Consider the following 22,395-nt stretch of genomic DNA (forward strand, 5'->3'; position numbering starts at 1 on the left):
CTTGCTGCCTAACGAAGCCTCGGAATGGTGGCAACCGGCGCGTAGCCGTGCTTGTCGAGGAAGGCCGCAAGCCGCGCCGGATCGGGATCGTGCGGCTCGCCATAGTCGCGGGCGTGGATACCGCCTGACACGTAGAGGACGTCGATACCATTGTCGGCGGCGCCCTTGACGTCGGTCACCATGCCGTCGCCGATGGCGAGTGCCTCGGCCTTGGCCACTTCGCGACCGAGCACTTCACCGGCGGCCTGGAGTGCTGCTTCGTAGATCGGGCGGTGCGGCTTGCCGGAGACAAGCGTGCGTCCGCCGAGCTGGCCATAATCGCGAGCGAGCGCGCCGGCGCACCAGATCAGCTGATGGCCGCGCTCGACGACGATATCGGGGTTGGCGCAGATGAAAGGCAGATCGCGGGCGCGCAGGCGGCGCAGCATTTCCGCATAGTCGTCAGGCGTCTCGATCTCGTCGTCGAACAGGCCGGTGCAGACCACCGCAGACGCCTCGAATTCCTCGACCAATTCGACGTCGAGTCCGTCATAGAGCGCATAATCGCGCTCGGGGCCGATATGGAACACCTTACGCGGGCCGGAACGTATCAGGTCACGGGTCACGTCACCCGATGTCACGACCCTGTCCCAGGCTGTTTCAGGAACACCGAGATTGGCAAGCTGTGCGATCACGCCGTCGCGCGGACGCGGAGCGTTGGTGATCAGGATCACGGCCACGCCCTTGTCTCGGGCCGCAGCAAGGGCGGCGGCCGCCTCCGGGAAGGCGCTGACGCCATTGTGGATCACGCCCCAGACGTCGCAGAGCAAGGCTCTGTAGCCGCCAGTGAGTGCCTCAAGCGACGCGATTGATTGCGGCATACCCGCCATGGCCAGTCCTTCGATCCATCCCCTAGGGAAAGCCAGGTCGAGCGACCGGGCAGCCCGGAATTATCCGAACCCTGCGCGCCTGTCACGAGCTTTCGCCCGCATCTTGCTACGGCCGGTCTGGGCATCAGTGGCATAACGGCTCGCAGGTCCTGGCATCGATTGGTTATCGCCATGCTAATCCAAGCGCCGCATTTTGCGTCATTTAAGGAACCGCAAATTTAACGTTTCCATGGAATTGTCCGGAGCTTGTGCTTGGGGACTATCTGATGATCCGCAAATTCCTGAAGGACACGCGTGGCAACTACGCGATCATGACCGTTGCTGCCATGGTGCCGATCATGGGAGCGCTGGCGCTCGCCATCGACTATGCGGAGATGTCGCGACAGCGTGAGATCACGCGCAACGCGCTCGATGCCGCGGGCATCGCAACCGCGCGACAACTGATCGGCGGGGCGACTGACGATCAGCTCAAGGCTTATGCGCTCGATTTTTTCAAGATCAACCTGAACGGCATCGACCCAAACAAGACCACACTCACCGTGACGCTACCAAACAACAGTGCTGGCGGCGGTACGCTCAAGCTTGAAGCCAATCTGAAATACGACCCGTATTTCCTCCCCGCAGCGGCCGCGCTGATCGGAAAGGAAAGCGCCTCCTCACAGCTGAATTTTACAGCTATGTCGGAGATTCGCCTCAAGAACACCCTGGAGGTCGCGCTCGTTCTCGATAACTCCGGTTCGATGGACTACACCGGCACGGGCACCGGCAAGAAGCGCATGGCCCTGCTTCAGCAGGCGGCGACGCAGCTCGTGGACAACATGTCCAAGCAGGCCGAGCAAATGAAGCAGATCGAAAAACCGGTTCAGTTCGCTATCGTGCCATTTGCAGCGTCGGTGAACGTCGGCCCGGCCAATGTCAAAGAAACATGGCTGGACCAAAACGGCGTATCGCCGGTCCATTACGAAAACTTCGACGTCGCCAACACCATCACGCTTTCAGCGACAAAAGAGATCAAGCTCGTCGGTTCCACGCTCAAGAAAGTCGGCACTGGCTGGGGCGCCGCCAATGGCGCGCCATTCACCCGATTTTCGCTGTATGAAGACATGCAGGTCTACGCCAACTCCGGCAAGACCCAGACCAAACAGTTCACGAGCTGGGGTGGTTGCGTCGAATCGCGGCCAGCGCCCTACAACTCACTCGACACAACGCCAACGTCATCGAAGCCGGAAACCTATTTCGTACCGATGTTTGCGCCCGACGAATGGGACACGACCAAGAGCGGCAGCAAGTCCTACAACGCCCTCAACAATTGGTGGCCTGACATTGGCAACTCCAGCACGTTCACGACGACGAACGCGCCAACCCGTCTGCGGGACGTCTCGAAGTACTATACAAACGTTCAAAGCTACGGGACGACTGCGCCCCTCGACAGCGGGCCGCACTACAGCTGCAGCACACAGCCAATCACGCCATTGACCGACGTTTCCAAATCGGCCGGCCTTACCGCGATCAAGGCGGCCATCGCTGCCATGGTACCCGATGGCGCCACCAACGTGCCGGAAGGGCTCGCCTGGGGTTGGCGCGTGCTGTCGAGCAACCTGCCCTTCACCGGCGGCAGGCCGGAGACCGAGAGAGGCAATGACAAGATTGTCATCGTGCTGACCGACGGCGCCAACACTTACTACCCTCAAACCTATTTCAACGTAACGGACCTGGGCAACGTAAAGTCGAGCTACTCCGCCTACGGGTATGCGGGCCAGAAGCTGCCGGGCGGAAACGATCCCAGACTGTTCATGGATCAGCCGCAGGGCTTCGACAAAACGGCGCACACCACCGACAACTATACGCTCGCCATGAACAACCACATGGCTGCGACCTGCACCAACGCCAAGTCGGCAGGCATCATCATCATGACCGTTGCCCTCGATCTCGATCCGAAGGTCGGGACAACGGCAGAGAAAAAAGCGACCCAGTCGCAGATCGATGGGCTGACCACATGCGCATCGGATTCGCGGACCCGCCGCGACGCAAACGGCAAGCCGGTGAAGCTGTTCTTCAACACGACGTCGGGCGATCTGGTCGACACGTTCAAGAAGATCGCCGACGAATTGTCCAACCTGCGCATCGTCAGCTGACGCACCCAATACGGCCACCAAGAAAAAAGGCGCCCGGTGGGCGCCTTTTTCATTTCACACAAGCCTCGGCAATCAATCCATATGCGCCGCTGGCGCACCACCCGTCACCTGCGCCTTCGGCTTGCGCAGCAGGAATGCCAACGGGATGGCGCAGAGGGTGACGATCATCATCAGCTTGAAGTCGTCGACATAGGAGATCATCAGCGACTGGATGTTGACCAGCCCGTCGATCTGGGTGAGCGCCGTAGGGTCGCCCGCAGCCGCAGCCGGAGACAGAGCCGTCAAATTCGGGTTGAACGGCGTGATGTTGGCCGACAGCTCGGCATGGTTGATCTGGATGTTGCGCGACAGCACAACCGAGACGATGGAAATGCCGATCGACGAACCGATGTTGCGGACGAGGCTGAACAGGCTCGCGGCATCGGTGCGGTATTGCGGCGCGAGCGTCGCAAAGGCGATCGTCGACAGCGGCACGAACACGAGGCCAAGGCCGATACCCTGAATGACGCCGGTCGAGATGATAAGGAAGGCATCCATCTGGGGGGTGAACCCGGTCATGTAGTATAGCGAGGTCGCGGTGAAGGCGAGCCCGGTCACGACAAGGATACGTGCGTCAACGATGCGGACCAGGCGCCCCACCATCAGCATCGAGATCATGGTGCCGACGCCGCGCGGCGCCATCACCAGGCCTGTGGTGATGGTCGGATAGCCGTAAATGCGCGCCAGCATGGGCGGCAGCAGCGCAAGGCTCGCAAGCAGGATCACGCCGATCACGAAGATGAACACCAGGCCGGTCGCAAAATTGCGGTCGGTGAAGATCTTCGGGTCGATGAAGGTGTTCTTCGACGTCGCCATATGGACGATGAAGATCCAGAAGCCGGTGATCGACAGGCCGAGTTCGATCCAGATTTCGACCGACGAGAACCAGTCGACTTCGGCGCCTCGATCGAGCATCAACTGCAGCGCGCCGACACCCAGAGACAGCATGGCGAAGCCGAAGAAATCGAAGCCGCGCAGGCGCTTGGCCACGGCCGGCAGATAGACGGCAGAGCCCAGGAAGGCGGCGATGCCGACCGGCAGGTTGATGAAGAAAACCCAACGCCAGTTGAAGCTCTCAGTCAGCCAGCCGCCGAGGGTCGGGCCGATGATGGGGCCGACCATGATGCCGGCGCCCCACATGGCCATGGCCTGGCCGTGGCGTTCCTTGGGGTTGATGTTGAGAAGGAAGGTCTGGCTCAACGGCACGATCGAGGCACCGAACACGCCCTGGAGCAGGCGGAACAGCACCATGGACTCGAGATTCCAGGCAACGCCGCACATCATCGAGGTGATGGTGAAGCCGGTCACTGAGACCAGAAACAGCTGCTTGGCGCCGAAACGGTCGGCCAGCCAGCCGGTCAGCGGCGTCATGATGGCCGCCGCCACGATGTAGGACGTCAGCACCCAGTTGATGGTGTCCTGCGAGGCGCCGAGATCGCCTACCATCGACGGCAGGGCGACGTTTGCGATGGTGGTGTCGAGCACCTGCATGACCGTCGCCAGCATGATGGCGATGGTGATCAGGCCGCGATGCGGCACCTCGGTGAAGGACTTGTCGGCTGGTTGGCTCATGCGAGCGACCTTGAACTAACGGGGTCGTCAGACGGCGACCGGACCATCAAAATTCCAGCACGGCCGCAAAACGGCCGGGGCTGTCAACAAACTCAGCTGGCGCAGCCTTTGCTTTACTCGGCGGCGGCCGCGTGCCCGAAGACCGAGCCGAAACCGCGCGACACCCCGGTGTCGATCGACACGGTAGCGCTCATGCCGGTGCGCAGCGCGATATCGGCATCAGCAGTCTCGACCTTGACGCGCACCGGGATACGCTGTGTCACCTTGACCCAGTTACCGGTGGCGTTCTGGGCCGGCAGCAGCGAGAACTCGGCACCGGTGCCGGCACCAATGGCCTGGACCGTGCCGTGGAAGGTGCGGTCGGGATAGGTATCGAGCACGATCTCGGCCTTCTGGCCGGGCTTCATGTTGGTGAGCTGGGTTTCCTTGAAATTGGCCTCGACCCAGGTGTCGCCAGTTTCGACCAGGCTGAACAGCGGGGTGCCGACACCGACGAACTGGCCGACCTTGAACGAAGCCGCCTGGGAGACCGTGCCGTCGGCAGGCGCACGCACCGTCGTCTGGGCCAGGTTGTAGGCAGCCTTGTCGCGCGCGGCCTGCGCCGACAAGACCGTTGGATGCTGGTCGGTTGCGATGTCGGGGTTACCGCCAAGCGCGGCCTTGGCGCTGGCAATACCCTGAACGGCTGCGCTGTGCTGTTCCTTGGCCTTGTCGAGGTCCATGCGTGCCTCGTCCAGCGACGACTTGGTGTTGACGCCCTTGGCGACAAGGTCGTTGCTGCGGTCGAACTGCGACTGCGCATAGTCGAGACCGCTGGCGGCAACGCGTTCCTGGGCAACGGCCTGGCTGTAGGCAGCGCGCAGCTGTTCGACATTGAGCCGCGCTGCGGCCAGCGCCGCGTCGGACTGTGCAAGGGCGATCTGGTAGGGCTGCGGGTCGACCTCGAACAGCACATCGCCGGCCTTGACCAGCGTGTTGTCGGTCACGTCGACCTTGACGATGCGCCCGGCAGCCTCAGAGGCGATGCTCACCCTGGCCTGCCGCAGATTGGCGTTCTCGGTTTCCTGGTAGCGTCCGCCGGTGACCCAGTAATAGCCGCCGCCGACCACCAGCGCGAGCGGCAGCGCCGCCATCAGCACGAAGCGGCCACGCTTCTTGGGCGCGGGCGCAGGGGCAGCGATCGCAGGCTGCGGCTGGCTCGCCGGGCTTTCCAGTTCGACCTTGGCGCTGTTGTCGTTCACTTTCGCCACCGCGTTCATTTCTTCGCCTCTCTCAAATTGTTCGGCTCGGCCGCCTCGCCGGCGGAAAGGTTTTCGACGATGGTCCGCAAGCCATGAACTGTCGCCAGGCGCTCTTCGGTCGAAAGCCCGGCAAGTGCCCGTTCGTAGACTTCACCAGCAACCGCCCTGACCTCGGCAAACACGGCGCGCGTCTTCTCTGTCGGGAAGATCATGCGCACCCGCCTGTCGGCAGCACCCTGCCGGCGCTCGATCCAGCCGCCCTCTTCCATCCGGTCCAGCAACCGCGAAACGCTGATCGGCTCGATTTCAAGGAGCTCGGCAAGACGCGCCTGCGCCACGCCCTCTTCCTTGATCAGCCTGACCAGCAACCGCCACTGCGCCGCCGACAGCCCATATTCGCTGCCACGCTGCTCGAAGCAGCGCCGCATCAGCCGCGCTGCGTCGTGAATGAGGAAGCCCAGCCTTTCGATACCTTCGTTTTTCATGAGCGGCATATATTATAAGCATGCTCATCATTCAAGCACCCATTTTGCAGTGCAGTATGCCAGGACGATCACAATGTCGTGCCAATCTCAGGCGATTAGGGCAGCGTTAAACATGCGCGGCGAAAGTCGGGAAAAGGCTGCATCGATGTCAGAAGCACAGCGACCGCAAAACGGGCTGCCGAACCGTCGCCTGCTGCTGCAGGCGGCCGCGGGCTTCGGACTGCTCGCCGCGTGGCCTTCCCAGGCTGCGATCATGCCCACGGTCGATGAAGTGGCCTTCGACCCCGACCTGCCGGCGCTCGGAAATCCCGACGGCGATGTGACCGTCGTCGAGTTCGTCGACTACCAGTGCCCCTATTGCAAGCTCTGCTATATCGAGCTGCTGAAGGTCATGGACGAGGACAAGAAAATCCGGCTGGTGATGCGCGACTGGCCGATCTTCGGCGACACATCGCGCAATGCAGCATTGCTGGCGCTGGCGTCCCACGGCCAGGGGCGCTATGCGCAGGCCGTGCACGCACTGCTTACCAATCAGGACCGGCTCAGCGATCGTCGGACTACAGACCTTCTTGCCGGCGCAGGTATCGACGTGAACAGCGCACGCGGCGATCTCGAAGCCAGGCGACATCAGCTCGAAGCCCTGATAGATCGCAGCAACGCCCAAGCCACCGCGCTCCAGCTTCGCGGCACGCCCGGCTTCCTCGTCGGCAAGGCGCTCTACCGGCGCGGCATGACGGCGGACGACTTCCGCAAGGCGATCGCCCAGGCTCGGGCATAATTTCCCACGAAAATCCGCCTGTCGCGTAACTGTCGTTCCCTTGACAGTAAAAGGGCGAAAGACTATCTCACCGGCACGTTAGCACTCGCCCGAAGTGAGTGCTAACCAAGTCCGGCCAGGCCGGACCGAGGAACTCTCTCACTTGTTCACCGAGGACATTTCAAATGGCAAAGTCGAAGTTCCGCCCGCTTCATGACCGTGTGGTCGTTCGTCGGGTCGAATCCGAATCCAAGACCGCCGGCGGGATCATCATCCCCGATACGGCCAAGGAAAAGCCGCAGGAAGGCGAAATCGTCGCCGTCGGCTCTGGCGCTCGCGACGAAGCCGGCAAGCTGGTTCCGCTTGATGTCAAGGCTGGTGACCGCGTGCTGTTCGGCAAGTGGTCGGGCACCGAAGTGAAGCTCAATGGCGAAGACCTTCTGATCATGAAGGAATCCGACATCATGGGCATCATCGGCTAATCGCCACCCCATCCGCACCATCCAATCTGAAATTCGGGCTGCGTTTATCCAAAGCCCATCGAGGAGCTTAAAATGGCTGCCAAAGACGTAAAGTTCTCCCGTGACGCCCGCGAGCGCATGCTGCGCGGTGTCAACATCCTCGCCGACGCGGTGAAGGTGACCCTCGGCCCGAAGGGCCGCAACGTCGTCATCGACAAGTCGTTCGGCGCCCCGCGCATCACCAAGGACGGCGTCACCGTCGCCAAGGAAATCGAGCTTGAAGACAAGTTCGAGAACATGGGCGCGCAGATGGTCCGCGAAGTTGCTTCGAAGACCAACGACATCGCCGGCGACGGCACCACGACCGCTACCGTTCTGGCCCAGGCCATCGTTCAGGAAGGCCACAAGGCCGTTGCCGCCGGCATGAACCCGATGGACCTGAAGCGCGGCATCGACCTGGCTGTTGCCGAAGTCGTCACCCACCTCGTCAAGAGCTCGAAGAAGATCAAGACTTCGGAAGAAGTCGCTCAGGTCGGCACCATCTCGGCCAACGGCGAGAAGGAAATCGGCTCGATGATCGCGGAAGCGATGCAGAAGGTCGGCAATGAAGGCGTCATCACGGTTGAAGAAGCCAAGACCGCCGAGACCGAGCTCGAAGTCGTCGAAGGCATGCAGTTCGACCGCGGCTACCTGTCGCCCTACTTCGTCACCAACCCAGACAAGATGGTTGCCGAGCTGGAAGACGCCTATATCCTTCTCCACGAGAAGAAGCTCTCCAACCTCCAGGCCATGCTGCCGGTTCTCGAAGCCGTCGTGCAGACCTCCAAGCCGCTGCTCATCATCTCGGAAGACGTCGAAGGCGAGGCTCTGGCCACGCTCGTCGTCAACAAGCTGCGTGGCGGCCTGAAGATCGCTGCCGTCAAGGCTCCGGGCTTCGGCGATCGCCGCAAGGCCATGCTGGAAGACATCGCCATCCTGACCGGTGGCCAGGTCATCTCGGAAGACCTCGGCATCAAGCTCGAGAACGTCGGCCTCAACATGCTCGGCCGCGCCAAGAAGGTGTCGATCTCCAAGGAGAACACCACCATCGTCGACGGCGCCGGCAAGAAGGCCGAGATCCAGGGCCGCGTTGCCCAGATCAAGCAGCAGATCGAAGAGACCACGTCGGACTACGACAAGGAGAAGCTGCAGGAACGTCTCGCCAAGCTGGCAGGCGGCGTTGCCGTCATCCGCGTCGGCGGTGCGACCGAGATCGAAGTCAAGGAGCGCAAGGACCGCGTCGATGACGCCCTGAACGCGACCCGCGCTGCGGTTGAAGAAGGCATCGTTCCCGGTGGTGGCGTGGCCCTGCTGCGTTCGTCGCTCGCCATCAAGTCTGTCGGCGAAAACTCCGACCAGGTCGCCGGCATCAACATCGTCCGTCGCGCTCTGCAGGCTCCGGCCCGCCAGATCGCTTCGAACGCTGGCGCTGAAGCCTCGATCGTTGCCGGCAAGATCCTCGAGAACAAGACGGCTACGTTCGGCTACAACGCCCAGACCGGCGAATACGGCGACATGATCGCTTTCGGTATCGTCGATCCGGTCAAGGTTGTCCGCACGGCTCTGCAGGACGCTGCTTCGGTCGCTGGCCTGCTGGTCACCACCGAGGCTATGATCGCCGAAGCCCCGAAGAAGGACACCGCCGGCGGCATGCCGGGCGGTATGCCTGGCGGCGGCATGGGCGGCATGGGCGGCATGGACTTCTAAGAAGTCCATAAAGCACGCTCATGATCTAAGATTGCTCAAGCCCGCGAGCGGGCTTGAGTGGCGGCATGGACTTCTAAGAAGTCCTGTTTCCAGAAGCATACGGAAAGGGCGCCTTGGGCGCCCTTTTTGTTTGGCGGCAGGCTTAGCGCACGATTGTTCTTCGAACATTAACCGCAACGACAATAGTCAACAGAACGCGACGCCTTACATACTTCTGTCGAAACGAGCTCTTTACCAAACCTCAGCTTACTTGAGCCACTTGCAAGCAAAGGGCTCTCGTCATGAACTTGCTCTTCGGTTTTTCAGGACGCATCGGCCGCGCGCAATGGTGGCTGGCACAGTTGGCCATAGCCTTGATACTGGGCCTCGGAGCAGGCGTCGTCTATGTGATTGCGATCAATGGCGCACCACTGCCGAACCCCGATCCGCGGAAGCTGACCGGCGAATTGGGCAGCGTGTTGCTGGTCGTCCTTGCAGCCATCGGTCTTGCCCTCTGGGTCAACCTGGCATCGACGGTGAAACGCTTCCACGATCGAGACAAGTCCGGTTTCTGGTGCCTGATCTTCCTGATTCCTTATATCGGCGCGATCTGGCAGATCGTCGAATGCGGATGTCTTCCGGGCAGCCGCGGATCGAACAACTATGGCCCGCCAAATGGACCGGGCCTCGACACTATCCTTGGCGATCTTGAAAACGCTGTGCACGCACAGCATCGGCGCGCCGAGAGACCGCAAACGGTTCCGCTCGCCCCTGCCCCGCAGGCCAGCATGGCTCAACCAAGACGCGCGGCACCTTCCGGCTTTGGACGACGCGGCCTGTCCTGACGCCTGCACAGCGTAATTGACGGCAGGCTTTGGCCGGCCTAGTGAGCGCGCAGGGCATGAAGGGCCCGCCGCCCGCAGCGCAAGCACGGCAAAGCCCTCACCTGTGTCAGTCGAAACCGATGCATCAGACCAATGGAAATGCGGACCACATTTGATCTCCGTTTGATGCGTTTCCGGAGACGACGAAATGACTGGATCGGGTTGCCTCAAGCATTAGTGAGCGCGCACGACGGATACGCCCCTGTCGGCGAAGGCAGCAATTCGCTCGTCCGCAACGCCGCTCTCGACAATGAGCGTCGCGATGTCGCCGAGCCCGCCGATCTGGAACGGCGACACGGCACCAAGCTTGTCGTTCGTGGCCAGCACGGCGGTCTCCGCCGAACAGGAAACAAGCTGCCGTTTGATGACCGCCTCTTCCATGTCGCCCGTGGTTAGCCCCGCAGTTGGATGCACGCCCGTCGCGCCGAGGAAAAAGAGATCCGCGCGAATGCGTGAGATCGTCTCTGCGGTCAGCGCCCCGACAGTCACCATCGAGTGACGGAACAGCCTGCCGCCGATGATCATGACATCGACCTGCACCCTGTCCTCCAGCGCAACCGCAATCGAAGGGCTATGGGTGATGGCGGTAAAGCGGGCCCCGACCGGCAGGTGCCGGATGATTTCCAGGTTCGACGTCCCGCCATCAAACACCACCGTCATGCCGTCCTCGATTAAGGTCGCGCCCACCTTTCCGAGTGCAACCTTGGCGTCCGGCGCAATCCCGCGACGCTCATGGATCGGAACCGTGGTTGGCGAGACCGGCATTGCGCCGCCATGGACGCGCAGCAGCAATCCCTCGGCAGCGAGTTCCCTGAGGTCGCGCCGGATGGTGTCTTCCGAAAGCTCCAGCTCGTGACTGAGATGCTTGGCGACGATCTGCCCGTCCCTGGCCAGGAGATCGAGGATCAAACGCTTGCGTTGGCTTGTGAGCACTTTGAGGTTCCGTCCACCCTGCGATGCCACACGATATTGCACGGTCACGCATGATGCCATAATAATATCGTGCAGATTCGTGCAACATCTGGAGATATCATGGACACTCCGACGAAACCGATGCTCATCCTGATCGCAGGTCCTTACCGCTCCGGCACCGGCGACGACCCCGTCAAGATGGAGGAAAACCTGAGCCGTCTTGAAAGTGTCGCCGTTCCGCTGTTTCGCGCCGGTCACATACCAATGATCGGCGAATGGGTGGCGCTGCCACTCGGACGGCAGGTCGGCTCGAAGGGCGCCGGCGATCCGCTCTACGACGAGTTCGCTTATCCGGTGGCCGACAGGCTGCTGCGCCATTGCGATGCCGTGCTACGGTTGCCCGGGGCATCGAAAGGGGCGGATGAGGATGTGCGGCTGGCCAGGGAGCGCGACCTCGAGGTCTATTTCGACCTTTCCGAAGTGCCCGGCATGGCCTGATGGAACCAGGCAACGCGGAAGTGGCTTGCGGGTGCCTGACAAAAGGGCGCGCCTTCTGGCGCCTTTTTTGTTTGGCGACCTGTAGCAATTGACAGCAGGCTTTGGCCGGCCTAGTGAGCGCGCAGGGCATGAAGGGCCCGCCGCCCGCAGCGCAAGCACGGTAAATCCTTCCCCTGTGCCAGTCGAAACCGACGCATCAGACCAATGGAAATGCGGGCCCCATTTGATCTCCGTTTGATGCGACTCCGGAGACGACGAAATGACCTCCCTCGACCCTAAAGGCGCGAACCCCTTTCTTCGCGCGCCCTTGCCCGGCCTCTTTCTCAGAACCGCCGCGCCGATCATCCTGATTATGGCCACCAACGGCCTTTTGGCCATCGTCGACGCTTATTTCCTGGGCGAATATGTCGGGCCCGACGCGCTGGCGGCGGTGACGCTGATGTTCCCGGCCTTCATGCTGCTCGTTGCGCTCTCGACCCTGGTGGCAAGCGGCATGGCGAGCCAGCTCGCCCGCCTGCTCGGCGCCGGCCAAACGACACAGGCCCGCGAGACATTCCTCGACGCGCACGGCCTGGCGCTTGTCATATGCGCCCTGGTCGTCGCGGGCTTCCTGCTCGTGGGCAAGGATCTGGCGTTCTGGCTCGCCAATGGATCCGAACCGCTGGCGGCGATGGGATATACCTACATCTCCATCCTGATCTGGTGTTCGCCCTTGATGTTCGCGCTGTCGCTCAATGGCGACGGCTTGCGCAGCGAGGGACGGCTCGGACTTGTGGCTGCGGCCAGCTTCCTGACCTCCATCGCCAACGCTGCAATGAACTACGTGCTGATCGTCGGCTTCGACTACGGCGTCGCCGGCTCGGCAATCGGCACGGCTCTGGCACAGATGGCAGCGGTGGTCTTCATCATCGTCTACCGCCTGCGCGCCGGCACGGTGCTCCAATACATGCCGATACCGTCGCTGCGCTGGACCTCGGCATGGCGTCAGCTTCTGACACTCGGCGCGCCGCAAAGCCTGAGCTTCATCGGCATTTCGCTGCTTGCCACCGTCGTCATCTATTCGAATCAGGTCTGGGAGGGCGATGCCTACGCCGCAACCGTGGCGGCTTACGGCATCATCACGCGGATCATGACATTCGCCTTCCTGCCTCTGCTCGGGTTGAACATGGCGATGCAGACGATCGTCGGCAACAATTTCGGCGCAAGGCTCTGGGACCGGTCGGACGCCGGCCTGACGCTGGGCTTGTTGCTGGCGCTCGCCTATTGCGTCATTTTCGAAGCCGTCATGCTGCTGACCCATGGCAGCCTTGGCTCGATCTTCGTGGACGACATGGCAACGCAGCGGGAGGTGGCGCGCATCCTGCCGATGACCGTCGCGCTTTACGTCGTCGCCGGCCCGGTGATGATCCTGTCGGGCTATTTCCAGGCGATCGGCGACGCAAAACGGGCCATCCTGCTCAGCATCGCGCGCACCTATGCGTTTGCAATACCGCTGACATTGGGCTTGCCGCATCTCATGGGCGAACGCGGCATCTGGTTGGCCGGGCCTGCGGCCGAACTGCTGATGGTTCTGCTTGTCTCTGTCCTGCTCGTTCATAGCAGGGCAAAGGCAGGGTTTTCGTGGGGCCTATTCCGGGCCCGCAGCGAGGCCGCTGGAGCCTGAGCCGCACTGCCGGAAAAATTCCGCAAATTTTATTCAAATCGACGGAACCTTTCGGCAGCTTGCGCATTTATGCGTGGTCCGAGGCACGTCCGGATGGAGAAATCCTGAAGGAAAACCAAAGGACGCATAGGACGCCTCCCAGCATTCTCCAAAGATGCGGGAGGCGTTCTGGTTCAGGCACCTGCTGAACTTTGGGAAATGCCGACCCGCTGAAAAAAGCCCCGGCACCCCAAACCCTTGCCACCTCCAGGCCACCCCGTAAAAGCCGGCATGCACCCCGCGAAGGCTTTGAACCGATTAGGATTCCGCGCGGGGCCAATCTCCCCTTGATGCCTTGTGTGCAACGCGATACGCCGATGCCCGAAACGCGTTTTTTCGGAGACCTGACGTGACAGCCCAGAAGACCAGAACCGAGACCGACACCTTCGGACCGATCGAAGTCGCCACCGACCGCTACTGGGGTGCGCAAGCTCAGCGTTCGCTGGGCAACTTCAAGATCGGCTGGGAAAAGCAGCCTCTGTCGGTCGTCCGCGCTCTCGGCATCGTCAAGCGCGCCGCCGCCGAAGCCAACATGGCGCTCGGTCGCCTCGACCCCAAGATCGGCAACACCGTTGTCGCCGCTGCCCAGGAAGTCATCGACGGCAAGCTCAACGACCACTTCCCGCTGGTCGTCTGGCAGACCGGCTCGGGCACGCAGTCGAACATGAACGCCAATGAGGTGATCTCCAACCGCGCCATCGAGATGCTGGGCGGCGAGATGGGCTCGAAGAAGCCGGTCCATCCCAACGACCACGTCAATATGAGCCAGTCGTCGAACGACACCTATCCGACGGCCATGCACATCGCCTGTGCCGAGCGCATCGTCCACGACCTTCTGCCGGCGCTGAAGCACCTGCATGCCGCTCTCGACAAGAAGGCGCGCGAATTCGACCACATCATCAAGATCGGCCGCACCCACACCCAGGATGCGACGCCGCTGACGCTGGGCCAGGAATTCGGCGGTTATGCCGCCCAGGTCGCCTCGTCGATCAAGCGCATCGAACTGACCCTGCCCGGCCTGCAGGAACTGGCCCAGGGCGGCACCGCCGTCGGCACCGGCCTCAATGCACCTGTCGGCTTCGCCGAGAAGGTCGCTGAGAGCATTGCCGCGATCACCGGCATCGCCTTCGTCACCGCGCCAAACAAGTTCGAAGCGCTTGCCGCCCACGATTCCATGGTCTTCTCGCACGGCGCCATCAATTCGGCCGCCGCTGCCCTGTTCAAGATCGCCAACGACATCCGCTTTCTCGGTTCGGGCCCGCGTTCGGGCCTCGGCGAGCTGTCTCTGCCCGAGAACGAGCCGGGCTCGTCGATCATGCCGGGCAAGGTCAATCCGACCCAGTGCGAGGCACTGACCCAGGTCTGCGTCCAGGTGTTCGGCAACAACGCAGCGCTCACCTTCGCCGGCAGCCAGGGCCATTTCGAGCTCAACGTCTACAACCCTGTGATGGCCTACAACTTCCTGCAGTCGGTGCAGCTGATGGCCGATGCGGCAGTGTCGTTCACCGACAATTGCGTCGTCGGCATCGAAGCCCGCGAGGACAACATCAAGGCGGCCCTCGACCGCTCGCTGATGCTGGTCACCGCCCTTGCCCCGACCATCGGCTACGACAACGCCGCCAAGATCGCCAAGACCGCGCACAAGAACGGCACCACGCTGCGCGAGGAAGCGCTGGCAACCGGCCTCGTCAGCGCCGAGGACTATGACCGGATCGTCCGCCCCGAGGACATGACCCGTCCCGGCTGATCCCTGGCGAGCAGATCCCTTCATACGGCGCGGCAGTCACATGCCGCGCCGTTTCCTTATGGAGACCAACGATTCGTCCCAATGCAGATTTCGAGCAAACCTTTCCATTAGTGAACGATCTGTCGACACATTCGCGTCTTTAGTGAACAGTCGGCATGGACTAGATGTGGGCCATCGAAATTCACGGAGCCCACGCACATGTCCAACGCTTCTCTCACGTCCGAAAAGGCTGGCCTCGGCGCCGGCGCCCCTGCCCTCATCCTCCTCGGCCGCGTCCTTCTGTCGGTCATCTTCATCCTCGCCGGCTTCGCCAAGCTGACGGCCATCGGTGGCACCGCGGCCTGGTTCGGCAGCCTCGGCCTACCGCTGCCGACCGTAACGACGGTCGTCGTCGGTCTGGTTGAACTCGTCGGCGGCATCGCCATCCTGTTCGGCTTCAAGACCCGCGTCGCTGCAATCCTGCTCGCCGTCTTCACGCTGGCCGCGACCGCCGTTGCCCACCTCGATTTCGCCGACCAGGTGCAGGTGATGTTCCTGCAGAAGAACCTGGCCATCGCCGGCGGCCTGTTCGTGCTGGCAGCGTTCGGCGCAGGCGCCCTGTCGGTCGACGGCCGCCGCAGCTAACCGATACGAATTCCTCCCAAGAAATGGCCCGGGCTCGTCCCGGGCTTTTTTCATGCGCGATCGAGGGCCAAAGTTCTCCGACTGATGACTTTGCTCCGCCGCAGGTGCATCCTGAACGCGGTGGAGGCCGCCAATGCTCAGGAACCTGTCTCTTCTCGCCGCCCGCATCCTGGTCGCCGTGCTGTTCCTGCCGTCGGGCTTCCAGGCACTCACGAACTTTTCCGGCACGACTGGCTATTTCGGTGGGCTCGGCTTTCCGATGCCGGCATTCTTCGCCCTTGCGGTCCCGCTGTTCGAGATAGCAGGTGGTGCGGCGATCCTGCTCGGCCTCCAGACGCGACACGTCGCGCTGGTGCTCGCAGCCTTCACAATCGCGGCCGGCTTCATCGGCCATTACGGCCAGGGTGACGGCGATCCCATGCTCACATTCCTGCACGTGCAGATGCTGATGAAGGACATCGCGATATCAGGCGGCCTGCTCGCGCTGTCAGTCGCGGGAGCAGGCGCCCTATCGGTTGATAGGTCGTAGCGGCCGCTACTTCACCGCCGTGCTTGGACCATCCTCGACGGCAAGCACCAGACGACGGCCCGTCACCTTGGCGAGTTGAGCCAGGCGTCCGGCCGGACGTTCGCCATAAAGCTGGCCGAACTCGGACGGGATCACCAGCGCCAAAACCCCACCGCCTCTGTCTTCCCAGCGCAGCTTGGGCATGACGCCGGGCATCGAGGCGGTCAGCAGATAGACCACCCGCATCATCGCCCCGAGGATACGCGCCCGCTCGAGATAGCGCGGCGTCGCCAGTTCCTTGAGCTCCGGCGCGTAGCTGTCATTGAAGACGCCATCGTGGCGGAACAGGTTGGCCAGTGCCAGGAAGGCGCGGCCAGGATGGTCGACGCCGATGAAGGAGGCGTGAGCGATGATGTTGAGCGACTGCCTCCCGCGATATTCGGGATGCGCCCTCCAGCCGATGTCGGCAAGCAGGCAGGCAGCGTGGCGATAACGCGATTCTTCCTCGGTCTCCTCGATGCCGAAGGCGGCGAAGGACTGCTTCGTCCACTCGGTCAGCTCATGCGCGTGGCGCACCGAGCGTGCCCGCAGCAGCGCCAGTTCCTCGGCAGCCGAGATCAGCGGATCGCCGCGGCGCTCGTCGTCTTCGAGCAGCGAATACAAGAACCCTTCGCGGACGCCGAGAGCCGAGACGACGATCTGCGACGGCTGCATCGCCGCGATGATCTCCAGCAACACGACAGCACCATAAGGCAGCAGCGTGCGGCGGTTCTTGGAGACGCCCTCGATACCTTTGACCTTTTCGATGTCGCCGCGGGCCACCTGCTTCAGGAACGGGACCAGGGTCGCCGGATCCATCGGATAGTGGTGCATCACCTCAAGGGGATAGTTGGTGGCGTTCATGTGCAGCCGGGCGAGATTTCGCCAGGTACCGCCAACTGCATAGAAGGTCCTGCCCTGCCCGCCCTTGAGCAGCTTGGCGCGGGCAAGCTCGGAATGCGCGATCTTGGCCGCCTGCACCGGCGAGCTCTTGGCCATGTCCTGCAGGCGCAGGCCGCCAAGCGGCAAGGTGATGCCTTCGCCGATCTCCTCGCCCTTGACGTCGACCAGCTCAAGGCTGCCGCCGCCCAAGTCGCCAGCTATGCCGTCAGCCGGATGGAAGCCGGAAATGACACCAAGCGCCGAGAAATAAGCTTCCTCACGCCCGGTCAGCACGCGGATTTCGGTGCCAAGCACCTCCTCGGCACGATGGATGAAGTCCGGACCGTTGACCGCCTCGCGAGCGGCTGCGGTCGCCAGCACATACATCTTGTCGGCACCCGCCTGCTCCGACAGCGCCCGGAAGCGCCGGAACTCCTCCATCGAGCGGGTCACGCCTTCAGGATCGAGCTTGCCGGTGGAGACGATGCCGCGGCCGAGGCCAGCCAGCATCTTTTCGTTGAACAGCAGGGTCGGCGAGCGCGCCAACCCTTCATAAACAACGAGACGAATGGAGTTCGAGCCGATATCGATGATCGACAGCGGTCGGCGGTCCTTGAGCCGGCCCTGCGAGAGTTCTGCCATCAGCCGGCCGTCGCCTCCGCCTTCTTGCGGCGTTTGAACTGGGCAATGCGCTTGGGCGCATGAGACTTCAGCGCGTCACCCCGTCCGGAAAGGCTCGGATTGGTCATGAAATATTCCTGCGCATTGAACGGCTCTTCACCCTCGTCGAGCGTTATCCGCCGTGAGGTTCCATCCGCCAATACTTCGAAACTTTGCTGGTTGTCCATGATATTTCCCAGCATGACCTGCCCCAGCACCTGCTCGTGCACGGTCGAATGCTTGGCGATCGGCACCATGCATTCGACACGGCGGTCGAGATTGCGCGGCATCAGATCGGCCGAGCTGATGTAGACGATGGCCTCGTCCGAAGGCAGGCCGTGGCCATTGCCGAAGCAATAGATGCGGCTGTGCTCAAGGAAGCGGCCAACGATCGACTTGACGCGGATGTTCTCCGACAGGCCGGGAACCTGCGGTCTGAGACAGCAGATTCCGCGTACCACCAGATCGATCTCGACGCCGGCGCGGCTCGCCTCGTAGAGCGCATCGATGGTGATCGGATCGACCAGTGAGTTCATCTTCATCCAGATCTGCGCCGGCTTGCCGGCCTGGGCGTGCTCGATCTCGTCGGCGATGTGCTTGAGAATCCTGCTCCGCAGCGTGTAGGGCGACAGCGCGATGCACATTTCCTCTGCCGGCTCGGCGTAGCCGGTGATGAAGTTGAATATCTGGGCCACGTCGCGGGCAATGGCCGAGTCGGTGGTGAAGAAGGACAGGTCGGTGTAGATGCGCGCGGTAATCGGGTGATAGTTGCCGGTGCCAAGATGGACGTAGTTGCGCAGGCGGCCGTCCTCGCGTCGCACCACCAGCGACATCTTGGCGTGCGTCTTGAGCTCCAGGAAACCGAACACAACCTGCACGCCGGCACGCTCGAGATCGCGGGCCCAGCGGATGTTGGCCTCTTCGTCGAAGCGCGCCTTGAGCTCGACAAGTGCGGTCACCGACTTGCCGGCTTCGGCCGCATCTATCAGCGCACGCACGATGGGACTGTCGTTCGAGGTACGGTACAGCGTCTGCTTGATTGCCACGACCTCGGGATCGAGCGCTGCCTGCCTGATGAACTGCACCACCACGTCGAAGGATTCGTACGGGTGGTGGACGACGAAGTCCTTTTCGCGGATCGCCGCGAAACAATCGCCGCGATGATCGCGGATACGCTCGGGGAAACGCGGATTGAAGGGCGGGAACTTGAGATCGTCGCGCGGCACGGCAACGATCTCGGAGATCTGGCTGATCGCCAAAGGACCGCTCAGGACGCTGACGCGGCTGGACGATACGCCGAGTTCGCTGGCGACGAACTCTCGCAACTCGGCAGGCATCTGGCTGTCGAACTCGATGCGGATCACCGAGCCGCGACGGCGGCGCTTCAGCGCGGTCTCGAACAGGCGCACCAGGTCTTCGGATTCTTCCTCGACCTCGATGTCGCTGTCGCGGATGATCTGGAACGTACCCGAGCCCTTCACCTCGTAGCCGGGGAACAGCTTGCCGATGAACAGGTTCACCGTTTCCTCGATCGGGATGAAGCGCACGGCGTGCTTGCGGTCGGGCAGACGGATGTAGCGGCGCAACGCAACCGGCAGGCGCAGCAAGGCCGTCATTTCCTCGCCGCCCTTGCGGTGGCGCAACTGCAGGGCGATGGAGAAGCCGAGATTGGGAATAAACGGAAACGGGTGCGCCGGGTCGATCGAAAGCGGCGTCAGCACCGGAAAGATCTGCTCCATGAAGTGGTCTTCGAGCCACTTCCGTTCTTCCTTCGTGAGCGCCCCTGCCGAGATCGTCTCGATACCCTCGGCCTTCAGCAGCTCCGCCAGGTTGGACAGGCTCTTCTGCTGGTCTTCCTGCAGGCGCTCGACCTCGAGCAGCAGCTGTTCGAGCTGCTGCTCCGGGGTGCGGCCGTCGGGGCTGCGGATGGTGATCCCCTCGCGCACCTGTCCGGCCAGGCCGGCGACGCGCACCATGAAGAACTCGTCGAGATTGGCAGCCGAGATCGACAGGAAGCGGACGCGCTCGAGCAGCGGATGATTGGGGTTCTGCGACTGCTCCAGCACGCGCCTGTTGAATTGCAGCCAGGAAAACTCGCGATTGACGAAACGGTCCGGGTTGCCGTCGGCGCCTTCAGTCCGCGACTTGTCATTGACGAAATCGGTATGGACCGGCTTCAACTGATTCATCTGCAACCCTTCCCCTATGCCGCGTGCCGCCGCTTATCCGGCTCAGATTATCCTCTGACAGGCAATTGCGACAGTTTCATTTCAGCATCTTGCAAACGCGGCGCTTATGATACAAAGCCTCCTCAATAGCGTTCCTTAGAAGGGAAAACTCCATGGCTGGCGGCTCCATCCCCCACTTCCAGAACGATGCTGGACACGCCGTGATCGAGATCGGCGTGAAGGAATTCATGTGCGTGGGCGCCAACCCGCCGTTCGACCATCCGCACGTCTTCCTAGACATGGGCGCCGACTCGGAAAAGGTCTGCCCCTACTGCTCGACGCTGTACCGCTATTCGGCACAGCTGAAGGCCACAGAGACCCAGCCGGCCGGCTGCCTCTACGTCGTCGACCGCGCGGCCTGACCACGGCGGTCGTGCATCCCCGACACATCGTCATTTCCGGGGCCGGCATCGCCGGCCTGACGGCGGCAATTGCCTTCGCCCGACGCGGCTTTGCAGTCCGCATCCTTGAGCGCGCGGCCGCGCTCGAAGAAGTCGGCGCAGGCTTGCAGATCTCGCCCAACGCGACCCGCATCCTCTCCCGCCTCGGCGTTCTCGACATTGTCGCTCCTTTGACCGTGCGGCCGGAAGCGGTGGTACTGCGCGACGCGACGACGCTGAAGGAGCGCGCGCGTGTGCCGCTCGGCGCTTCCGCCGAGCGCCGCTGGAAAGCGCCCTATCTCGTCGCCCACCGCGCCGACCTGCAAAGCGCCCTGCTCGCACGCGCCAACGAGATCGACAGCATCGAGCTTTCGCTCGGAACTTCGGTCACCGATGTTCAGCTTCGCAGTGACGGCATCACCGTTTCATTCGATCAGAACGGCATCAGCTCAGAAGTGAGCGCTTCGCTGTTCGTTGCGGCCGATGGCGTGTGGTCGCACAGCCGGCGCCTCGTCGGCCCCAACGAGAAGAGCCGTTTCAGTGGCTCGCTGGCCTGGCGCACCACGCTTCTGGCTGACAGTGATGCCGGCCGCCACTTTGCTGCGTTTAGCTCACCCGAGACGGTGACGACCTATCTGCATGGCGGCTTCCACCTGGTCGCCTACCCGATCCGCGCCGCCAGCGCGATCAATCTCGCGGCCTTCACCCCGGGACGGGCGATCACGGAACACTGGGCCGGCGAGACATCGCCCGATGCGTTGCGCCAGGCGATGCGCGACGCTGCTCCTCAGCTAGCGGAACTCGCCGACAAGGCTGCACCCTGGACCATCTGGCCGCTGCATACGGTCGATGCCAGCCGTCCCTGGACGTCACCGGGCGGCATCGCGCTAATCGGCGACGCGGCACACGCGATGACGCCTTTTGCGGCGCAGGGTGCGGCGATGGCAGTCGAGGACGCCTACATGCTCGCGGATGCGGTCGCCTCGGCAACGAACACTGCACAGGCGCTGTCCCAGTGGGAGGCCGCCCGCAAGCCGCGTGTCGCCAAGGTCGCACGGCGCGGCGCGCTCAACCACTTCGCCTGGAATGCGTCTGGCCCCGTCGCCTTGGCGCGCAACCTGTTTCTGAAGCTGAAGTCGCCTGATAGCCTCGCAGCCGACATGGACTGGCTCTATGGCTGGACGCCGCCGGGCTGGGCCGACGACGGGGCGTTGTAAAGGCCGAGCGACCAATTCAGGGTCACCGGCAGCGGGTTCCACCAGCCGGTGGTCAACCCCGCCTCGCGCAAGGCAGCAGCGGTCCAGGTGTTGCAGCCGGCGAATGCGTTGAACTTGCCATTCGCCTCGAAGAACCCGTCGAACGCACCATAGGCGACACCAGGGATCGACTGCGGTCCGTTCGGCCCTCGGGTAAAACTCGCCTCTATGAAAGCGAGCAGCGCCTCAAATCCCGCGTCACTGACGTCAAATCGGCTGACGGTCGGCTGCGGCAGCGCGATGCTGCCGGCAAGATCGACATGCATGACCGAGTCGTCGAGCGTGAATGCCGCCAGAACAGGCCCCAGCTTCAGTTCCGACCAGGTCGGGGTACCGATGTAAAAGGCCTTGCTGCCCCAGCCGAAGACAAGATAGCGCGCCTCAGGCAGGTCGGTCTGGATGCCGTTGTCACGCAGGAAGCCGAACCGTTGCAGCACCGCGGCGTCGATCGGCACGGCGATGTCGGTGTGGATCGGATTGGTGAGCACCAGGATGTGGCGTGGGCTAGCCTCGATAGGCGCCCCGCCCTGCAGCGGCCCCAGCAAGGGCCTGGGCATGAAGGTGCCCACAACCAGCGCGGCCAGCACCAACAGCACAATACGTGCCAGAATGCGAAGGGCCTTTCTCACCAACTCGTCTCGCTTCCCATGTCCTGAGCTGAACAAAAAAGCCCGGCCGTCGTGGGGCCGGGCTTTTTGATGCTTGCTGCCAGAGCTAATGCAGGATCTGGCTGAGGAAGAGTTTTGTGCGCTCGTGGCGCGGATGGTCGAAGAACTCGGCCGGGGTGTTCT

Annotated in this window: 20 protein-coding genes; 12 read left to right on the forward strand and 8 right to left on the reverse strand. The window is 62.6% G+C overall.

Annotation, left to right across the window (positions count from 1 at the left end; all coding sequences use genetic code 11):
* Positions 1–8: 8 nt before the first annotated feature.
* Positions 9–869, reverse strand: coding sequence for a TIGR01459 family HAD-type hydrolase (locus NDO48_RS16960; protein ID WP_267321836.1), 861 nt, complete (start codon positions 867–869; stop codon positions 9–11).
* 266 nt (positions 870–1,135) lie between these two features.
* Here NDO48_RS16960 and NDO48_RS16965 point away from each other — a divergent pair, with 266 nt between their 5' ends.
* Entirely contained in the window at positions 1,136–3,004 is a 1,869-nt protein-coding gene (locus NDO48_RS16965) for a pilus assembly protein TadG-related protein (RefSeq protein WP_018427187.1), read from the forward strand.
* Positions 3,005–3,076: 72 nt separating this feature from the next.
* Here NDO48_RS16965 and NDO48_RS16970 read toward each other — a convergent pair whose 3' ends face one another.
* From NDO48_RS16970 to NDO48_RS16980, 3 genes are all read right to left on the reverse strand, one after another.
* Entirely contained in the window at positions 3,077–4,615 is a 1,539-nt protein-coding gene (locus NDO48_RS16970; RefSeq protein WP_018427186.1) for a DHA2 family efflux MFS transporter permease subunit, read from the reverse strand.
* A 113-nt stretch (positions 4,616–4,728) separates the two neighbouring features.
* Complete coding sequence (locus tag NDO48_RS16975) at positions 4,729–5,874, reverse strand: HlyD family secretion protein (RefSeq protein ID WP_018427185.1); 1,146 nt, start codon at positions 5,872–5,874, stop codon at positions 4,729–4,731.
* Positions 5,871–6,341 carry a MarR family winged helix-turn-helix transcriptional regulator gene (locus NDO48_RS16980; RefSeq protein ID WP_026227020.1) on the reverse strand — a complete coding sequence of 157 codons (471 nt, stop codon included), beginning with the start codon at positions 6,339–6,341 and terminating at the stop codon, positions 5,871–5,873. Before NDO48_RS16980 ends, NDO48_RS16975 begins: the two co-directional genes overlap by 4 nt.
* 112 nt (positions 6,342–6,453) lie before the next feature.
* Here NDO48_RS16980 and NDO48_RS16985 point away from each other — a divergent pair, with 112 nt between their 5' ends.
* The 4 genes from NDO48_RS16985 (at position 6,454) to NDO48_RS17000 (ending at position 10,129) form a co-directional block, all read left to right on the forward strand.
* Positions 6,454–7,119 (forward strand): DsbA family protein, encoded by a 666-nt coding sequence (locus NDO48_RS16985; RefSeq protein ID WP_267321837.1) that lies wholly within the window; start codon positions 6,454–6,456, stop codon positions 7,117–7,119.
* A 164-nt stretch (positions 7,120–7,283) separates the two neighbouring features.
* Complete coding sequence (groES, locus tag NDO48_RS16990; RefSeq protein ID WP_018427182.1) at positions 7,284–7,580, forward strand: co-chaperone GroES; 297 nt, start codon at positions 7,284–7,286, stop codon at positions 7,578–7,580.
* Positions 7,581–7,652: 72 nt separating this feature from the next.
* Complete coding sequence (gene groL, locus NDO48_RS16995) at positions 7,653–9,305, forward strand: chaperonin GroEL (RefSeq protein WP_018427181.1); 1,653 nt, start codon at positions 7,653–7,655, stop codon at positions 9,303–9,305.
* A gap of 281 nt (positions 9,306–9,586) precedes the next feature.
* Complete coding sequence (locus NDO48_RS17000; protein ID WP_018427180.1) at positions 9,587–10,129, forward strand: DUF805 domain-containing protein; 543 nt, start codon at positions 9,587–9,589, stop codon at positions 10,127–10,129.
* 213 nt (positions 10,130–10,342) lie between these two features.
* Here NDO48_RS17000 and NDO48_RS17005 read toward each other — a convergent pair whose 3' ends face one another.
* The gene (locus NDO48_RS17005) at positions 10,343–11,101 is read right to left on the reverse strand and encodes a DeoR/GlpR family DNA-binding transcription regulator (RefSeq protein ID WP_267321838.1); all 759 of its coding nucleotides are present in this window, start codon (positions 11,099–11,101) and stop codon (positions 10,343–10,345) included.
* A 120-nt stretch (positions 11,102–11,221) separates the two neighbouring features.
* Here NDO48_RS17005 and NDO48_RS17010 point away from each other — a divergent pair, with 120 nt between their 5' ends.
* The 5 genes from NDO48_RS17010 (at position 11,222) to NDO48_RS17030 (ending at position 16,180) form a co-directional block, all read left to right on the forward strand.
* A complete protein-coding gene (locus NDO48_RS17010) occupies positions 11,222–11,578 on the forward strand; it encodes a hypothetical protein (protein ID WP_018427178.1) in 357 nt (118 codons plus the stop codon).
* 259 nt (positions 11,579–11,837) lie between these two features.
* On the forward strand, positions 11,838–13,241 hold the full coding sequence (locus tag NDO48_RS17015) for an MATE family efflux transporter (RefSeq protein ID WP_267321839.1): 1,404 nt from the start codon (positions 11,838–11,840) through the stop codon (positions 13,239–13,241).
* A 388-nt stretch (positions 13,242–13,629) separates the two neighbouring features.
* Positions 13,630–15,027, forward strand: coding sequence for a class II fumarate hydratase (fumC, locus tag NDO48_RS17020; protein ID WP_018427176.1), 1,398 nt, complete (start codon positions 13,630–13,632; stop codon positions 15,025–15,027).
* A gap of 198 nt (positions 15,028–15,225) precedes the next feature.
* Positions 15,226–15,651 carry a DoxX family protein gene (locus tag NDO48_RS17025; protein WP_018427175.1) on the forward strand — a complete coding sequence of 142 codons (426 nt, stop codon included), beginning with the start codon at positions 15,226–15,228 and terminating at the stop codon, positions 15,649–15,651.
* Between the two features lie 133 nt (positions 15,652–15,784).
* Entirely contained in the window at positions 15,785–16,180 is a 396-nt protein-coding gene (locus tag NDO48_RS17030) for a DoxX family protein (protein ID WP_267321840.1), read from the forward strand.
* 6 nt (positions 16,181–16,186) lie between these two features.
* Here NDO48_RS17030 and ppx read toward each other — a convergent pair whose 3' ends face one another.
* The gene (gene ppx, locus NDO48_RS17035; protein WP_267321841.1) at positions 16,187–17,722 is read right to left on the reverse strand and encodes an exopolyphosphatase; all 1,536 of its coding nucleotides are present in this window, start codon (positions 17,720–17,722) and stop codon (positions 16,187–16,189) included.
* The gene (locus NDO48_RS17040; protein WP_018427172.1) at positions 17,722–19,929 is read right to left on the reverse strand and encodes an RNA degradosome polyphosphate kinase; all 2,208 of its coding nucleotides are present in this window, start codon (positions 19,927–19,929) and stop codon (positions 17,722–17,724) included. The genes ppx and NDO48_RS17040 overlap by 1 nt, the downstream gene beginning before the upstream one ends.
* A 152-nt stretch (positions 19,930–20,081) precedes the next feature.
* Between NDO48_RS17040 and NDO48_RS17045 the strand changes: the two genes are divergently transcribed.
* Both NDO48_RS17045 and NDO48_RS17050 read left to right on the forward strand, forming a co-directional pair.
* Complete coding sequence (locus tag NDO48_RS17045; protein ID WP_018427171.1) at positions 20,082–20,330, forward strand: zinc-finger domain-containing protein; 249 nt, start codon at positions 20,082–20,084, stop codon at positions 20,328–20,330.
* Positions 20,331–20,341: 11 nt separating this feature from the next.
* Positions 20,342–21,565, forward strand: coding sequence for an FAD-dependent monooxygenase (locus NDO48_RS17050; RefSeq protein ID WP_267321842.1), 1,224 nt, complete (start codon positions 20,342–20,344; stop codon positions 21,563–21,565).
* Here NDO48_RS17050 and NDO48_RS17055 read toward each other — a convergent pair.
* Entirely contained in the window at positions 21,520–22,233 is a 714-nt protein-coding gene (locus NDO48_RS17055) for a TIGR02117 family protein (RefSeq protein WP_267321843.1), read from the reverse strand. The two genes, NDO48_RS17050 and NDO48_RS17055, sit on opposite strands and share 46 nt — an antisense overlap.
* Positions 22,234–22,395: the final 162 nt, after the last annotated feature.

It is taken from the genome of Aminobacter sp. MET-1 (assembly GCF_026521175.1).
GTDB lineage: Bacteria > Pseudomonadota > Alphaproteobacteria > Rhizobiales > Rhizobiaceae > Aminobacter.

Bases quoted from the DNA above. Each gene is read 5' to 3' on its own strand.
- NDO48_RS16980 (WP_026227020.1), bottom strand. From the start codon at position 6,341: ATGAAAAACGAAGGTATCGAAAGGCTGGGCTTCCTCATTCACGACGCA.
- NDO48_RS16975 (WP_018427185.1), bottom strand. From the start codon at position 5,874: ATGAACGCGGTGGCGAAAGTGAACGACAACAGCGCCAAGGTCGAACTG.
- ppx (WP_267321841.1), bottom strand. From the start codon at position 17,722: ATGGCAGAACTCTCGCAGGGCCGGCTCAAGGACCGCCGACCGCTGTCG.
- NDO48_RS17030 (WP_267321840.1), top strand. From the start codon at position 15,785: ATGCTCAGGAACCTGTCTCTTCTCGCCGCCCGCATCCTGGTCGCCGTG.
- NDO48_RS16965 (WP_018427187.1), top strand. From the start codon at position 1,136: ATGATCCGCAAATTCCTGAAGGACACGCGTGGCAACTACGCGATCATG.
- NDO48_RS16970 (WP_018427186.1), bottom strand. From the start codon at position 4,615: ATGAGCCAACCAGCCGACAAGTCCTTCACCGAGGTGCCGCATCGCGGC.
- NDO48_RS16960 (WP_267321836.1), bottom strand. From the start codon at position 869: ATGGCGGGTATGCCGCAATCAATCGCGTCGCTTGAGGCACTCACTGGC.
- groES (WP_018427182.1), top strand. From the start codon at position 7,284: ATGGCAAAGTCGAAGTTCCGCCCGCTTCATGACCGTGTGGTCGTTCGT.
- NDO48_RS17010 (WP_018427178.1), top strand. From the start codon at position 11,222: ATGCTCATCCTGATCGCAGGTCCTTACCGCTCCGGCACCGGCGACGAC.
- NDO48_RS17000 (WP_018427180.1), top strand. From the start codon at position 9,587: ATGAACTTGCTCTTCGGTTTTTCAGGACGCATCGGCCGCGCGCAATGG.
- NDO48_RS16985 (WP_267321837.1), top strand. From the start codon at position 6,454: ATGCGCGGCGAAAGTCGGGAAAAGGCTGCATCGATGTCAGAAGCACAG.
- groL (WP_018427181.1), top strand. From the start codon at position 7,653: ATGGCTGCCAAAGACGTAAAGTTCTCCCGTGACGCCCGCGAGCGCATG.
- NDO48_RS17025 (WP_018427175.1), top strand. From the start codon at position 15,226: ATGTCCAACGCTTCTCTCACGTCCGAAAAGGCTGGCCTCGGCGCCGGC.
- NDO48_RS17040 (WP_018427172.1), bottom strand. From the start codon at position 19,929: ATGAATCAGTTGAAGCCGGTCCATACCGATTTCGTCAATGACAAGTCG.
- NDO48_RS17015 (WP_267321839.1), top strand. From the start codon at position 11,838: ATGACCTCCCTCGACCCTAAAGGCGCGAACCCCTTTCTTCGCGCGCCC.
- NDO48_RS17045 (WP_018427171.1), top strand. From the start codon at position 20,082: ATGGCTGGCGGCTCCATCCCCCACTTCCAGAACGATGCTGGACACGCC.